At 57.3% G+C, this 14,262-nt stretch carries 14 protein-coding genes; 1 reads left to right on the plus strand and 13 read right to left on the minus strand.

Annotation, left to right across the window (positions count from 1 at the left end):
* Positions 1-26: 26 nt before the first annotated feature.
* The 10 genes from folE2 to A6R74_RS16195 form a co-directional block, all read right to left on the minus strand.
* The gene (folE2, locus tag A6R74_RS16150) at positions 27-929 is read right to left on the minus strand and encodes a GTP cyclohydrolase FolE2 (RefSeq protein WP_064235497.1); all 903 of its coding nucleotides are present in this window, start codon (positions 927-929) and stop codon (positions 27-29) included.
* The gene (locus A6R74_RS16155; protein WP_064235498.1) at positions 926-2,014 is read right to left on the minus strand and encodes a CobW family GTP-binding protein; all 1,089 of its coding nucleotides are present in this window, start codon (positions 2,012-2,014) and stop codon (positions 926-928) included. The genes folE2 and A6R74_RS16155 overlap by 4 nt, the downstream gene beginning before the upstream one ends.
* A 6-nt stretch (positions 2,015-2,020) precedes the next feature.
* Entirely contained in the window at positions 2,021-2,470 is a 450-nt protein-coding gene (dksA, locus tag A6R74_RS16160) for an RNA polymerase-binding protein DksA (RefSeq protein WP_064235499.1), read from the minus strand.
* An 81-nt stretch (positions 2,471-2,551) separates the two neighbouring features.
* Positions 2,552-4,567 carry a threonine--tRNA ligase gene (thrS, locus tag A6R74_RS16165; RefSeq protein ID WP_121499420.1) on the minus strand — a complete coding sequence of 672 codons (2,016 nt, stop codon included), beginning with the start codon at positions 4,565-4,567 and terminating at the stop codon, positions 2,552-2,554.
* A 37-nt stretch (positions 4,568-4,604) separates the two neighbouring features.
* Positions 4,605-5,618, minus strand: a complete 1,014-nt coding sequence (locus tag A6R74_RS16170; protein WP_064235500.1) for an arsenic resistance protein — start codon at positions 5,616-5,618, stop codon at positions 4,605-4,607.
* On the minus strand, positions 5,612-6,733 hold the full coding sequence (locus A6R74_RS16175) for an NAD(P)/FAD-dependent oxidoreductase (RefSeq protein WP_064235501.1): 1,122 nt from the start codon (positions 6,731-6,733) through the stop codon (positions 5,612-5,614). Before A6R74_RS16175 ends, A6R74_RS16170 begins: the two co-directional genes overlap by 7 nt.
* 15 nt (positions 6,734-6,748) lie before the next feature.
* Positions 6,749-8,185 (minus strand): cysteine--tRNA ligase, encoded by a 1,437-nt coding sequence (cysS, locus tag A6R74_RS16180; RefSeq protein WP_064235502.1) that lies wholly within the window; start codon positions 8,183-8,185, stop codon positions 6,749-6,751.
* Between the two features lie 137 nt (positions 8,186-8,322).
* Entirely contained in the window at positions 8,323-8,985 is a 663-nt protein-coding gene (locus A6R74_RS16185) for a DUF1826 domain-containing protein (protein WP_240488250.1), read from the minus strand.
* Positions 8,986-9,017: 32 nt separating this feature from the next.
* Positions 9,018-9,827 (minus strand): metal ABC transporter permease, encoded by an 810-nt coding sequence (locus A6R74_RS16190; RefSeq protein ID WP_064235503.1) that lies wholly within the window; start codon positions 9,825-9,827, stop codon positions 9,018-9,020.
* On the minus strand, positions 9,817-10,560 hold the full coding sequence (locus A6R74_RS16195; protein ID WP_306460308.1) for a metal ABC transporter ATP-binding protein: 744 nt from the start codon (positions 10,558-10,560) through the stop codon (positions 9,817-9,819). Before A6R74_RS16195 ends, A6R74_RS16190 begins: the two co-directional genes overlap by 11 nt.
* Before the next feature lie 115 nt (positions 10,561-10,675).
* On the opposite strand from A6R74_RS16195, the gene A6R74_RS16200 reads away from it, so the two are divergent.
* Positions 10,676-11,758, plus strand: coding sequence for a zinc ABC transporter substrate-binding protein (locus A6R74_RS16200; protein ID WP_064235505.1), 1,083 nt, complete (start codon positions 10,676-10,678; stop codon positions 11,756-11,758).
* Between the two features lie 11 nt (positions 11,759-11,769).
* On the opposite strand, the gene A6R74_RS16205 is transcribed toward A6R74_RS16200, so the two are convergent.
* From A6R74_RS16205 to A6R74_RS16215, 3 genes are all read right to left on the minus strand, one after another.
* On the minus strand, positions 11,770-12,441 hold the full coding sequence (locus A6R74_RS16205; protein ID WP_064235506.1) for a hypothetical protein: 672 nt from the start codon (positions 12,439-12,441) through the stop codon (positions 11,770-11,772).
* Positions 12,442-12,669: 228 nt separating this feature from the next.
* Positions 12,670-13,353, minus strand: coding sequence for a response regulator (locus tag A6R74_RS16210; protein ID WP_064235507.1), 684 nt, complete (start codon positions 13,351-13,353; stop codon positions 12,670-12,672).
* Positions 13,354-13,560: 207 nt separating this feature from the next.
* Positions 13,561-14,079, minus strand: a complete 519-nt coding sequence (locus A6R74_RS16215; protein ID WP_165603390.1) for a response regulator — start codon at positions 14,077-14,079, stop codon at positions 13,561-13,563.
* Between the last annotated feature and the right edge of the window lie 183 nt (positions 14,080-14,262).

Raw genomic sequence — 14,262 nt, forward strand, 5'->3', positions numbered from 1 at the left:
TCTAGTAACAAGCGACCCCAACATGTTCACCAATTCCACTCACTCCGCGCCACCGCGTCATGGGCGTGAAGGCTCTCGGCGTGCACCACCTTGAGCTGAAACCCGGCGACTCCCGGTGCTTGCCGCAGGGCTTTATCGACCCGCCTCGCCGCGTCTTCACAGAACATCAGGTTTTGCCCGTTGGCGAGAGCAAACGCCTGCTCGTCGATGCGTTTCACTGCGGTTTGCAGTGCGGTGCCTAGTGCCTTCTCAATGCGATCTACCGCCCGCTCTAGCCAATCTGCTATGGGTAATTCCTCGTTTTCACCCTCGGTTAAACGCAGCGAGCACTCGACAGAGCTGCGCTGGCTGTGGGGCGTGGCTAATATGCCCTCTTCGCTGCCCAGCCATGCCGATACCGCCGATGGGGTTAGCGGGATTTCCGAGAAATCCTCTGCAAAGGCTTGCTGGATAGACTGCCGCGCCAGCGCCGCCGAGCAGGGGCAGGTGGATGAATAGCCCACCGTCAACCCCAGTTCAACGTGAAACCCGGCGGGGGTTAATTGGCCGCGCAGTGAAAAAGGATAGCTTTTCCACCCAGCCAGAGGGCTAATCAGGGCTTGCCGCTTGAGCGGCAGTTCGCCTTCCACCGTCAGGTACGCCTGCTGGGATAAGCCCTCCTGGCTGGTTAAAAACGTGCTCAATATGTCTTTCACCGTTGGCAAGGTAAGCGGTGCGTCCTCAAGCGGTGCCAGCGCCAAATAGAGCCGCGACATATGGATACCGCGCGCTTCGCTATCATCAAGGCTCACCCCTGCGTCCAGTTTGGCTGTCACGCTGCGTGTGCCCAGTTGGACTGGTAGCGCAATGCCCTCCATGCCCACCCAAGTCAAGGTACTCGTTAAGCGAGTGGTTTGGCTGGCGATATCGGGTAAGGTTAAAACGGTCATTGGGTGACCTCTTGAGAGGAATTAAAGAAGTTGTACAGCTCGGCGACGGTGTCAGGCGCCACGTTTTGGGTAATAAACACAAAGCGTGATACCCGGTCGCTCACACTGTTGGCGGGCAGCGGCGCAGGCGGGTGAAAAATATGCTGCACGCCGTGAAGCGCTAGCGGCGTCTCGCGGTCAGTGAGGTGCACAATGGCTTTAATGCGCAGCATTTTGTCGCCCATTAACGACATCAACACATCCAACCAGCCTTGCAAGGCGTCTGGCTCGATAAGCTCGTTAACGCTAAAGCAGAAGGCATTAATGCCGTCGCTGTGCGGGGAATCGCCGGGCTGATGAGTATTCAATGGCGAACGGTTCAGCGGTGCGGAAAAAGCGCCCGGATGAGGGTCTGCTTGATGTACAGCGTAGCTGCCCGCTTTGAGCCACTGCTCCACCTGGAACCCCTTGGTCTCGCCACCATGTAACCCTGCCCCCACCAGCAGATCTGCGGAGAGTTCGCCGTTAATCACCTGCCACTGCGCCGCGGCGGGGTTCAACTTGGCCAGTCGATTCGCCAGTTGGGACACACTCTCTTCGCTCGCTAGGTCGGTTTTGGTGATCAGCAGCTTGTCGGCCACGGCGATTTGCTGTTGCGACTCCGGGTGGGCGTCCAGGGTCGCCAAGCCATTGGCGGCATCAACGCAGCACACCACGCTGTCCAGCTTAAAGCGGTGCGCCAGCCAGTGATCCGTCATCAGCAGTTGCAACAAAGAGGTTGGCTCCGCTAGCCCTGTGGTCTCAATCACCACCCGGGCGGGCAAGGGCTTCTCCTGCGCCTCCAAGTCTTCCATTGCCTGTTGCAGCGTACGGCTCAAATCGCCCCGCAGGGTGCAGCATAAGCAGCCGCTGCTCATTTCGATCACCGCCTGCTCATCGCTGTGGGTAATCAGTTGGTGATCCAATCCGATGGCACCAAACTCGTTGATCACCACCAGGGTGTTGTGCATGGAGGTTTGGTGAACCCAGCGATTGAGTAGCGTGGTTTTGCCGCTGCCTAAGAAGCCGGTGAGTAGATTGACCGGTATTAATGGCGCTTCCTGCATAACAACTTACTCCCAGCGCGCTTTGCGATAATGGTGCTCTTGCTGCTCCTGACGCTCTTTTGCCTCAATGCAGAGTTTGGCGGTGGGCCTAAACATTAGCCTGGGAAGCCCGATGGGATCGCCAGTCTCTTCGCAGTAGCCGTACTCACCGTTCTCAATGCGCTTCAAGGCTGACTCAATGTTGTTCAGCAAGCGGCTCTCGCGATCTGCTTGCCGCAATGCCAGGCGCAGCTCCTCCTCAAAAGAGGCCTGATCCGATTCGTCGCTGTCGCGCTCATGGGAAGCGATGACGTCCTTCATCTCCTTTAAATGCGCCTCAATTTCGGCACGCTCGTCGAGCAGCCGCCGGCGGAAAAATGCCAGCTGCTCATCGTTCATATAGTCGCTGGCAGGCATCGCCAGTAGCTGCTCTGCCCAGGCTTTATCAGCGGATGCGCTTGGCTCTTGCGTATTCATACTTGTCTCTTGCATATCCCTATCGCACCTTGAAATAAATGTTATAACGTAGCACAAAATAACAACGGACGAAGCTCCCTGCTAACCGGCGGTCAAGCGCTCCATTAGCCGCTGCTGGGCCGCACGATGTTCAGCGGCATCCGGCGTTTGAACATGTTCTAACAGTAACGCTACGGCTTGCTTAATCGGCAGTACACCCAGGTCTTCGCCCTCACGAGTGCGCAGGGCAATACTGCCCGCCTCACGCTCCTTGGCACCCGCCACCAGCAAAAAGGGGATACGCTGCAGGGTTTGTTCGCGAACTTTGTAGCCGATCTTCTCGTTGCGCACATCCACCTCGCTGCGCACGCCTGCCCCGTTGAGCAGCTGCGCCACCTCCTGGGCATAGCGGGCATGGTCGTCGGTGATCGACAGTACCACTGCCTGCACCGGCGCCAACCAGGCCGGGAGCTTGCCCGCGTAGTGTTCGATCAGGATGCCGATAAAGCGCTCAAGCGAGCCAAACAGCGCCCGGTGCAGCATCACGGGGCGCTTGCGCTGGCCGTCTTCAGCCACATACTCCAGGCCGAAACGCTCGGGCAGGTTCATATCGACCTGAAGCGTGCCGCACTGCCAATCGCGGCCAATGGCGTCGCGTAGCACAAACTCAAGTTTCGGGCCGTAGAAGGCACCTTCACCGGGGTTGAGCTGATAGGTCAGGCCCATGCCCGTTAGCGCCTGCTCCAGCGCGCCTTCCAGTAGATCCCAGCTGGCATCGTCACCCATGCGGTTTTGCGGCCGGGTAGAGAGTTTGATGCGCACATCCTCAAAGCCGAACTGGCGGTAGATATCCAGCACCAGGGCCACCACATCCCGGCACTCGGCATCCATCTGGCCCGGGGTGCAGTAGATGTGGGCGTCGTCCTGGGTAAAGTGACGCACCCGCAGCAGCCCGTGGAGCGCGCCGGAGGGTTCGTAGCGGTGCACCTTGCCAAACTCGCCCATGCGAATGGGCAGGTCACGGTAGCTTTTTAAACCGTGGCGGTAGAGCAGCACGCTGCCGGGGCAATTCATCGGTTTGAGCGCCAGCGAGCGGCCATCCTCGGTCTCGGTGGTGAACATGTGCTCGCGGTAGTTGTGCCAGTGGCCGGAGATTTCCCACAGGCTGCGATCCATCACATCGGGGGAGTTGACCTCCACATAGCCCGCCGCCTGCTGGCGGCGGCGCATATAGGCGACCAATTCCTGGAAAACCGCCCAGCCGCGGGGGTGCCAAAACACCGCGCCCGGCGCATCTTCCTGGAAATGAAATAGATCCAAGCCGCGGCCCAGGCGTCGGTGGTCACGCTTTTCCGCTTCTTCAAGGCGCTGCAAATACGCTTTGAGCTGTTTTTTATCCGCCCAGGCGGTACCGTAGATGCGCTGAAGCTGTTCGTTGTTGGCATCGCCCCGCCAGTAGGCGCCGGCCAGCTTGGTCAACTTGAACACCTTGAGAAAGCGGGTATTGGGCACGTGGGGGCCACGGCACATATCCACATACTCTTGGTGGACATACAGCCCCACACGGGTGACGTCCGCGGGCATTTCTGCGATCAGGCGCTGCTTGTAGGTCTCACCGCGCGCTTTAAACAGCTCGGCCGCCTCCTCCCGGGGCGTCATGCGTTTTACAACGTCATATTGCTGATCAATCAACTCGCTCATCCGCGCTTCGATGGCGGCGAGGTCGCTGGGGGTAAAGGGGCGTTCAAAGGCGATATCGTAGTAGAAGCCAGCGTCAATCACCGGGCCAATCACCATCATGGCGCTGGGGTAAAGCTGTTTAACCGCATGGCCGACCAGGTGGGCGCAGGAGTGGCGAATGATCTCAAGCCCTTCATCATCCTTGGGGGTAATGATCTGCAGTTGGGCATCGTGATCAATCACTTCGCAGGCATCGACCAGGCGGCCATCGAGCTTACCGGCCAGGGTCTGTTTCGCCAGCCCTGGGCCAATGGCGTGCGCCACCTGGGCGACGCTAACCGGGTGGTCAAAGGAGCGCTTGGCGCCATCCGGCAGGGTGACAGTGACTGCCTGTTCTAATGTGGGCATGTTTGAGGTGGGCATGTCTGAAGTGAGCATGTCTGAGGTAGAAAAGGTCATCGCATAAAACTCGTTATCAAGAGGGGGAATCAACGGCACTGCTTGCTTGAGCCCGGCGACGCCGGAGCGCTAGCAGGATTCGACGCAGCAGCGTTAAATGGGGGAACTCCACTAACATGCCTATGACCAAGGCAGCGTAGATGAGGGGCTGGCCGGGCAGCACCGTCATGGTCACCGCCAGCATCAGCGGCGCATTACGGGCGGCGATGGTCATGGTGAGTAGCGCGTGTTCGGGGTAGTCCAGGCGGCACCCGCGGCTGATCGCTTCGCTAAGCACGAAGGTCAGCACAAAGAACACAAACACCGACAGCAGCAGCCAGGCAAACACATAGCGGTGCGCTAAGATTGAGGCGATATTACCGGCGAATATCTGCAGCACCAGCAGGGCAATGACCCAGGGGGTGGCGCGGTCTGCAAAGGTTAAGCACTGCTCAAAACGTTGCTCGCCAAGCATAAAGCGTAGCGTGTGATGCAGTGTTAGGGCGGCGATCACGGGCAGCAAAAACCAGTACAGCAGCGTGGTAGCGATTAACGGGGGATCAACCGCTCCGGTATGCGGGGTAAACCACTGCAAGTAGACCGGATAAAGCAGCAGCTGTAGCGCCATATTAACCGGTATCAGCGCCATGCCTAAGGCGACATTGCCCCCTGCCAAGCGAGTAAAGCCCAGAAACCAGTCGGTGCAGGGCGACATAAAGTAGATCACTAGCCCCACCATCAGCAGTGGGTGTGCTGACATAAACAGCGACGCTACGCCATAGCCAATCAGGGGCACGACAATGAAGTTAGCCACCATGGCAATGGCGATAAAACGTAGGTTGCTCGCCTGTTGGGCAAGCACGTTTAAGCGCACGCTGAAGAACAGCAAACCAATCATGGTGAGCAGCGTGGTATCGACGTTATCGCCCAGCCACTGCCCGCGGACGGGGGCGAAGTGGCCGAGTAGCGCGCCGATAATAATCGCCATCACCAGCAAGCTGGAGGTCAGCGTGGCAGCGGGTAAGCGGTCATGGGAGCTAAGGGTCAGCATTGGCAGTCCTCGCAGCACTCTTGATTGCCGAACGCGCCCCATACTTGGTTATCCGCTTCCAGTACCCAGGCATCAATGTCCAGGCGCTCGGCCAGACAGGTGGCCATCATGCTGAAGCGCTGGCGAAACTTGTAAATAAAGCAGTAGATTTGCGGGTCGTGACGCACCTGGGGGCCGACTAAAAACAGTCCTGGCGTTAGGGTGGATTCGTCCAGCTCGGTGAGCATTACCTGCCCTTTTGCATCCCACTCCCACCACGCATCGATCTGGGTGGCGCCGCCGCCGCTGAGAAAGCCGGTGCCTAGAATCGGCGGCTGTTCGCAGGCCCACTGACGACCATCGGCGGCGTGGATACTAAAACCGCTGTCCGCATTGGCCATGACTTCGACAATATCCGCGCCGAAGACAATCTCCAGCCGCCCGGTGTTGACCGCCTCATTCAGACGGCCACGGGTGTAGGGCGACAGCGACAGGCTGGGGTCGTGGGGGCTGCTGGGATCCCAGGAGGATTTGCGCGCCAGCAGGCGCACCGAGCGCCCCAGCTGCACCAGGTTGACCGCCGCATCGACGCCACTTTCGTAGCCGCCGATCACCGTATAGCGGGGGGCGGTGAAGTCTGCCCAGTTTGCCACTTCGGCATAGTGGGGGCACCAACTGGCCCCGGGGAATGGCGCCAGCGCGGGAAACTGATACTCGCCGGTGGCCCACACCAGAAAGCGGGTGTGCAGCTCGCCCTGTTCGCCCCTGACGATAAAGCCGCCGTCTGCTGCAGGCGCTACCTGCTGTACTTGCCAGCCTTCGCGGATGGGTAGCTCGTGCTGCTGGGCAATAAAGCTTAAATAGTCGGCGTACTGGGCGCCGCTGGGGTGCTCTACACCGCAATAGAGTGCGGGCGAACTTAGTGCATCCACGGCATTGAGATCGGCCAGGCCGAAGGGGTTGCTGTAGAAAGAGGGGGTGATAAAACGCGTTTGCGCGGGCCATCGGCGCAGCGACTCACCAATACGCCCGCCTTCCAGCAGTACGTAATCGAGATCGGGCAGTTTTGCCAGCAAGGTGGCCAAACCGACCCCGGCTGGGCCCGCCCCGACGATAATCACATCATAGTGTTGCATTACGCGCCTCCCTCCTCATACCGTCACCTCGTCGGCGAACTGCCACTGGGTGCCCTGTGGGGTGTCGTGGATCTCCACGCCAGCCGCTTCAAGGGTCTGGCGCAGGGCGTCTGCCTGGGCAAAATCGCGCTGCTGGCGGGCCTGATGGCGTTCTGCTACCAGCGCCGCCACCCGGTTGGCGGGCAACCGTGGTGGCGAGGCCTGAGCCGGCAATTCCCGCAGGGCGTTTAAGGCGCTTGCTGCCGGTTGCTGTAATAAGCCGACCAACGCGGCAGAGGCACGCAGCCGTTGGGCGGCTAAGCGTGCCTCTTCTTTATTGGTAGCGTCGCCAATGGCGCTTGATAGCGCATGCAGACGGCTGATCACGCGGGGCACATTGAGGTCATCGCGCAGGGCTTCCAGCACTTCGGCATCCGGCGCTACGCTCTTCCACGCATTCTGCTCTCCTTCAGCCTGCTCATCCCCAGTGGCCGCGGCTAGGCGGCGGTACCAGCGCGCCAGGGTTTGCCGCGCCTGGGCCAACCGCTGGGCATTCCAATCTAGCGGGTGGCGGTAATGGGTCGCCAGCAGCGCAAAACGAACCGCTTCGCCGGGCGCCTGACTGAGCAGATCGCGCACCAGCAGCACGTTGCCGAGGGACTTGGACATTTTCTGCCCTTCGACGGTAATAAAGCTGTTGTGCACCCAGGTATGGCAGTAAAGCGCGCCGTGGGCGCAGGTGCCCTGGGCAATTTCATTTTCGTGGTGGGGAAAGATCAGATCCTGACCGCCGCCGTGAATATCAATGGTAGGCCCCAGGTGCTGGCCGATCATCGCCGTGCACTCCACGTGCCATCCGGGGCGCCCGCGACCCCAGGGGCTTTGCCAGCCGGGCATTGCCGGTGTTGAAGGTTTCCAGAGTACGAAATCAAGCGGGTTACGCTTGTAGGGGGCGACGTCGACCCGGGCACCGGCCAGCATGTCCTCTGGGCGGCGACCGGACAGCGCCCCATACGCAGGGTAAGAGGCCACATCAAATAGCACATGGCCCTGGGCTACATAGGCATGGCCGCGGGTGATTAATGTGCCGATCAGTTGGATAATGTCAGGGATATGCGCGGTCACCCGGGGCTCTATATCCGGTGGCCGTACGTCCAGCGCCTGCATATCCTGGTGGTACGCCTCAATATAGCGCTCGGTGATCGCACCAATCGGCACGCCTGCGTCTGCTGCGGCGGCATTAATCTTGTCATCCACGTCGGTAAAATTGCGCGCGTAGACTACCTCGGGGTAGTCATACCTTAACAAGCGCGCCAGCACGTCAAAAATCACCGCCGGGCGGGCGTTACCAATATGTGCAAAGTTGTATACCGTGGGGCCACAGACATACAGGGTCACCCGGTCGGGGCGTTCGGTGCGAAGCGGCTCTTTAGCGCGCGTCAGCGTGTTATAGAGGCGAATCATCGCGGTCATGGTGTCTCCACGGTGGGCATAAGCGAGCGGTGGTTGGGTGATTCAAGATCATCAACCCAATATTGTTACATTATAACATAACATCAGACTAACCCTATGAAGCCCCTGGGTGCCATGACAACCCTTATCAGGAATGCCTAAGCAGGATCAATACTCATCAGCAGCCGCTTACCTTCGCCATCCAACGCAGGGCTTCTATGCACTAACCCCCGCTCTTCGCAGCCCAACCAGCCGCTCCCCTTGAGTAACGCGATATCGCCCGGCGCAAGGCGCTGAACAGCGCTGGTGTCGGTTGCGATGTCGGGGCGGTCGGGGTGCGGCGCGCCCAGTCCCGCACGGTTAACGGCGTGCTCTGGCAGCCATTCGCTGCCTGGGCCGACATAGGTGGTGACCATGCGCACCGGGAGGTTATCGCAGTGAAAGCGCGGGCACATGGCGCTCGTCAGCAGGCGCACGCGGATGCCGACGGTCTGGGTGTCAAACAGAAAGGCGATCGCTTCGGCGATCGTCGCCATGTCCTCAACCAGCGGGGTGGCCGCCTCCGGGGCGGGCAGATGGCGAAGCAAGTCAGCGGTGAAGGCTTCATCGGGATGGCCAAGCCAACTATATTGCCAGGCGCGATCCGTTTGGCACTGCGCCTGGGCGCTAAAGGCAATATCGGCGGGCAGTGGGCGCTGGAAGATCGCGATGTTAATAGCGTCTTCAAAGATGCGCGGCAGCACGCTGATGTCATTATCACCGGCGGCATGGTCTGGCAACGTCCAATGAGTAGCGGGTGGCGAAGACATAAGCGAAGACATAAATGACTCCATAAGCGTTGTTGAGATAGCCGTCATTGAATCCGCTGACGCAAGAAGCGCCAGCTTTGTGTCGTGACCGTCGCCAGGGTAAACAGCACAGCGGCGAGCGTGACGATCGTTGGCCCGGTCGGCGTATCCATCACATAGGCAGCTCTAAGCCCCGCCGTCACCGCCAGCATGGCGACTCCAGCGGCCACCATCGCCATGACTTCTGGCGTGCGGCAAAACGGGCGCGCCGTGGCCGCCGGGATAATCAGCAACGCGGCAATCAGCAGTACACCCACCACTTTTAGCGCCACGGCGACGACCAGCGCCAGCGCCAGGGTGAGCACCAGCTGTTCGCGGCGCGGGTGGAGGCCGCTGGCATGGGCAAGCTCGTCGCTTAACGTCGCGGTCAACAAGGATGACCAGCGCCAGAAAAGCAGTATTAGCACCAGCAATACACCGCCGCCGATGATCCAAAGGTCGCTTTTCCCGACAGCCAGAATGTCGCCAAACAGATAAGCATTGAGGTCAATACGCACCCCAGCAAGAAACGACACGGCCACCAGGCCAACCGCCAAGGCCGAGTGCGCCATGACCCCGAGCAGGGTATCCATGGCATAGCCGCGCCCGCTAAGTAGCGACACACAACCTGCCATCACCAGGGCGACCGTCAGCACCCCCAAGAAAATGGAGACGTTCAGTAACAGCGCTAATGCGACGCCCAGAATGGCGGCATGCGCCGTCGCATCACCGAAGTAGGCCATGCGCCGCCACACCACGAAACACCCCAACGGAGCAGCCGCCATCGACACCAGCACCCCGGCGAACAGCGCACGCCACATAAAATCATCCAACATTGGCTGCCTCCTGATGATGGTGGCGATAGAGCGCCAATGTCTGGGCGGTCTGGTCGCCAAACAGCGCCTGATAATGCGGTGATGAGGCAACGTGCTCGGGTTCACCTTCGCAACAAATAACCCGATTTAGGCACAGCACGTGATCGGCGGTGCGCATCACCACGTGGAGATCATGACTGACCATCAACACAGCGCAGCCGTAGGTGTGGCGTACGCTTTCAATATGTTGATAGAACGCAGCGGTACCCCGGTGGTCGAGCCCTTGGGTCGCCTCATCGAGAATCAGAATGTCGGGCTTTACCAGCAGCGCCCGAGCCAACAGCACACGTTGAAACTGGCCGCCCGAGAGTTCGCTCATGGCGGCATGAATCAGCGCCTCGGCACCGGCATCTTCCAGCGCCTTTTGTAAATCGCGACTCGAATGGCGACGCGGCAAGTTGATAAAGCGCTTGACCGTCATGGGCAAGGTGGGATCCAAGTGCAGCCGCTGCGGCACATAGCCGATACGCTGCTGGGGGGCGATGGTCACCTGTCCCGAGGTCGGCGTGACCGCACCGATCAGCGTTTTCACCAGCGTGGATTTCCCCGAGCCGTTGGGGCCAATCAGGGTCACCACCTGCTGTCGATATAAGTCGAGATTGATGTTCTCAAGAATCTGCTGGCCACCGAAGCGAACGCCCAGTTGGCGAACGCTCAGAATCGCATCGCTATCAGGAGGGTGAGCAAGCCGCATGGTTAACATTCACTCTTGACGTATTTGTTATGTTATAACATATAAGTAAAATATAGGCGAGCCTCGACTCACTGTTGCGTTTATTAACCATTAACTTTTTTATCAGGAGAACCCCATGAACAACCGTTTAGCCCGTTTATCATGGCCGCTACTGGCGGCTTTCCCCCTTGTGGCCGCCGCAGAGGTGCCGCGTGTTGCGGTGGATATTCCGCCCGTCTATTCGCTTGTTGCCAAGGTAATGGGGGAGCGCGGCAATCCTGAGCTGTTTATTCAGCCCGGCGCTTCACCCCATGGCTATTCGCTACGGCCTTCTGAAGCGCAATCGCTCAATGATGCTGACCTGGTCATATGGGTAAGCGACGCGCTCACACCCTGGCTATCAGGGCCTATTGAGAACCTGGCGGGAGAGGCACACCAACTTGAGCTAATGGACGTGCCCGGGATCACGACACTGGAATACCGTGAAGGCGCGACCTTTGCGCTAAACGATGCTGATGAACACGATCATGCCCACGGCAATGACGACCATGACCACGCTCATAACCATGGACATGACCACGACCACGACCACGACCACGACCACGACCACGATGAGCATGATCACGGCGATCACGAGCACCACCATGAAAACAGCCATGACGAAAGTGGTCATGACCATCACGGCCATGACCACAGTCATACCGGCATGAATCCGCATGCTTGGTTGGATCCTGCCAATGCACGTCGTTGGCTGGATGCCATCGCCGAGCAGCTAAGTGAGATCGACCCTGATAACGCCGCGTACTATCGCGACAACGCCGCCCAGGGCAAAGAGGAGTTAACCAGCCTTCAGGAGCACATCCAGGATCGTTTGGCCAACAGCGCCGACATACGCTTTATTGTTTTCCATGATGCTTACCAGTATTTCGAGGAGGCCTTTAACGTGCACGCGGCTGGCGCCATTTCCATTGGCGATGCCTCTTCACCTAGCCCCGCGCGTATAGAGAAGCTACAAACGCTGGTGAATGATGAAGGTATCCAATGTGTGTTTAGTGAACCCCAGTTCAATCCGCAGATGGTCAATAACGTTTTCGGCGATACATCGGCGTATATCGGTGTCATGGATCCCTTGGGCGTGGGTCTGACGCTGGATGCTGACCTCTACGATGCGCTGCTGGGGCAGTTGGCCGATGAAATCACCCGCTGCACTGACGCCTAAACAGCTTTTTCTTAAACAGCTTTTTTCTGAAACAGTTTGCCGAGTTGATAGAGGTCGTGCATATATCTATCAAACGCCGAAATAAGCAGTGAGGTAAAGATTAAGGTATAAATCAGCAGCATCACTGCCATGGGGTCGTTTAGCCAAGCCAGCCAAGGCGTCGACATTGGATAACCCAGCGTATAAACACTCATGGCAGCCAATAGCTGAACCAAGAAACAGTTCAAAATAACCAGTGTAATCAACGCTGCGCGTATATCGACACGTGGCAGCGTTGTTTTCCAAAACGGCCAGTGGCGCACTTTTACGCTGATTATATTCGCACTGCTTTTATTTACACTGCTTTTAGCCACACCGCCTTCGCCGTTAAAACGCAACCGCGCTTTGCGGCGCAACAACGGGATCGCGTAGACGCCTTTTTCCTCTTCAGCAAACGCCTTCAGCACGATATCCCGATCGAGATTAGGGCCCAAGACATTGGCTGCCGCTTGATCAAAATCTGACCGGGCATGGGTTTGCGTGGCGGTTTTGGCTTGATCAGAAAGCGCTTGTAAGTGGCTTTTATCAGCCTTCGATAACTTTTTATCATTGCCGACGTTGATGTTGTAATGAATTTCATACACCTGATATAAAGCAGCGGTTACGCCCACAAAAATCATAAAAAAGACAATATATATCAGCATATTAACAGACACCTCTTAAACGAAAACTCACTTAGTCAGGCGAAAATAACTTTGTTAGCCTTCAAACTAACTTGCTGACTATGCCTTATACATCGTCTATCTGTACAGGCTCAGAGAGCTGCTAAAAAGGCGGATCAGATTCAATGTGGATAGAGTTCAATCATGATGATGGCATCATTAGGTATACAGTACTGTGTAACTTCCAAGCTAATGCCTGAAAAGAGTGTCTCAGCGAGTCTCATCGGTATCTTGGGGAGCAACGAAGAGGCCAAGTCGAATGGCTTCGTGGACTAAACCAGCAGTATGCCTAACGCCCAGGCGACGCATGATATCGGCACGGTGGGTCTCGATGGTTTTGATGCTGACATTGAGCTGATCCGCGATGGCTTTACTGCGAAAGCCGTTTGCAACCAGCTTAAGCACTTCGCTTTGACGCGTGGTCAAGGGATTTGCATGCGTGGCCGCAGCCCCCACCACCGAAGCAGCATCAACGAAGTTTTCAGGCTCCATGGCAGTGAGCACGAAACGCTCGCTCAGCGCTGCTTTACGAATGGCCACTTCCAGTTCGTTCACATTGGCATTTTTGTGGAGAAACCCACAGATTCCCTCTTCAAACAGGCGGCGAATAAAACTATCGCTAGAGTAGGTGGAAAGCACGACCACGCGGATATCTGGGCAGAGTTCCTTCAGTCGGCTTAATGTCTCCAGCCCTTTCAAAGAGACCACTGCGGCGTCGATCAGCGCCACATCAACAGCATGGTGCGCGGCATCTTTTAAGAGCTGTTGCTCAGAGCCCACCTCGGAAACTACCGTCATATTATCGAAGGTTTCAATGAGGGAACTGATCGCAGAACGTACTAGCCGATGCTCATCGGCTAGTAATATCCGGATGGTATCTTCTGAACGTTTCATGGAATTATGCCAGGCCTTGACAAGGTGAAACCTGCAGTAAACCCCCTTGCTCGTGCGGGTTCATTAGTTATCAATAGATCTATCAGGTCTCGCACGGTTCTTAGCTGCAAAAAGCGAGAAAAAAATGAGTGTAGAAACCCGTTTGCGCCTGTTCGCCCCCGCACCGTAACGCACTGACTACCAAATCAGTATAAGCAAAAACCCTGATCATTGTTCGTATTGCAGGATACCCTGGCGCAGTGCTTTGCTAATGATATCGTCAAGCGAATTACCATCATTCGTGGCATTGATAAACCTGCGCCCATCCGCTGAAAGTTCTTCCAACGCCAGTCTTTCAGACAAGCGTTTGATTATAGTAGGGCAGAGAAATATGTCACCTTTAACGGCCGCATGAAGCGCTATTTCAAGTTCACGGATACCTGCTTCTCGCAGCAGAAACCCGTTAGCGCCTACCTGAAGCGCTAATTTAACCTCAGAAAGACTCGGATTAACCGACAGGATAACAACCCGCGCTTTGGCGCCGCTTTGGCGCAGCTGTCGAGTGGCTTCAAAACCTGTTTGGCTAGGCAACTGCGCATCAATTAAGGCCACATCGACGCGCAACTGCTGTACCAGGTCTCCTAGTTCTTGAGGGCAGTATATGCTCGCTACAACATTTATATCTTTAAGGCTCCCAAGAAGCCTGCATAGCCCCTCACGAATAAAACCACTTTGATTGACGACCACTACCCTAATCGATGACTCAGAATTGCCGCGTGGGTTCATTCGCGCATCTCCACCAATGCCTGCCTGTGTCGCAGCGCGCCCTGCCAATTAGAACGCTCCCTGTTAGCGCGATAAAAATCTATCAAGTAGTGTTTTCAAGTGTGACTAATTGACTAATGCTACCTTGAGCTGCTGTGCTTTAAA

Origin of the sequence: Halomonas sp. ALS9 (assembly GCF_001651035.1) — a bacterium.
In the GTDB taxonomy this organism is placed as follows: Bacteria; Pseudomonadota; Gammaproteobacteria; order Pseudomonadales; family Halomonadaceae; genus Vreelandella.

Coding starts and splice junctions, on each gene's coding strand:
- A6R74_RS16195 (WP_306460308.1), bottom strand. CDS start 10,560: ATGCGGCTTGCTCACCCTCCTGATAGCGATGCGATTCTGAGCGTTCGC.
- A6R74_RS16170 (WP_064235500.1), bottom strand. CDS start 5,618: ATGCTGACCCTTAGCTCCCATGACCGCTTACCCGCTGCCACGCTGACC.
- A6R74_RS16185 (WP_240488250.1), bottom strand. CDS start 8,985: ATGTCTTCGCTTATGTCTTCGCCACCCGCTACTCATTGGACGTTGCCA.
- A6R74_RS16205 (WP_064235506.1), bottom strand. CDS start 12,441: ATGCTGATATATATTGTCTTTTTTATGATTTTTGTGGGCGTAACCGCT.
- A6R74_RS16190 (WP_064235503.1), bottom strand. CDS start 9,827: ATGTTGGATGATTTTATGTGGCGTGCGCTGTTCGCCGGGGTGCTGGTG.
- A6R74_RS16155 (WP_064235498.1), bottom strand. CDS start 2,014: ATGCAGGAAGCGCCATTAATACCGGTCAATCTACTCACCGGCTTCTTA.
- A6R74_RS16175 (WP_064235501.1), bottom strand. CDS start 6,733: ATGCAACACTATGATGTGATTATCGTCGGGGCGGGCCCAGCCGGGGTC.
- folE2 (WP_064235497.1), bottom strand. CDS start 929: ATGACCGTTTTAACCTTACCCGATATCGCCAGCCAAACCACTCGCTTA.
- A6R74_RS16200 (WP_064235505.1), top strand. CDS start 10,676: ATGAACAACCGTTTAGCCCGTTTATCATGGCCGCTACTGGCGGCTTTC.
- dksA (WP_064235499.1), bottom strand. CDS start 2,470: ATGAATACGCAAGAGCCAAGCGCATCCGCTGATAAAGCCTGGGCAGAG.
- A6R74_RS16210 (WP_064235507.1), bottom strand. CDS start 13,353: ATGAAACGTTCAGAAGATACCATCCGGATATTACTAGCCGATGAGCAT.
- thrS (WP_121499420.1), bottom strand. CDS start 4,567: ATGCTCACTTCAGACATGCCCACCTCAAACATGCCCACATTAGAACAG.
- cysS (WP_064235502.1), bottom strand. CDS start 8,185: ATGACCGCGATGATTCGCCTCTATAACACGCTGACGCGCGCTAAAGAG.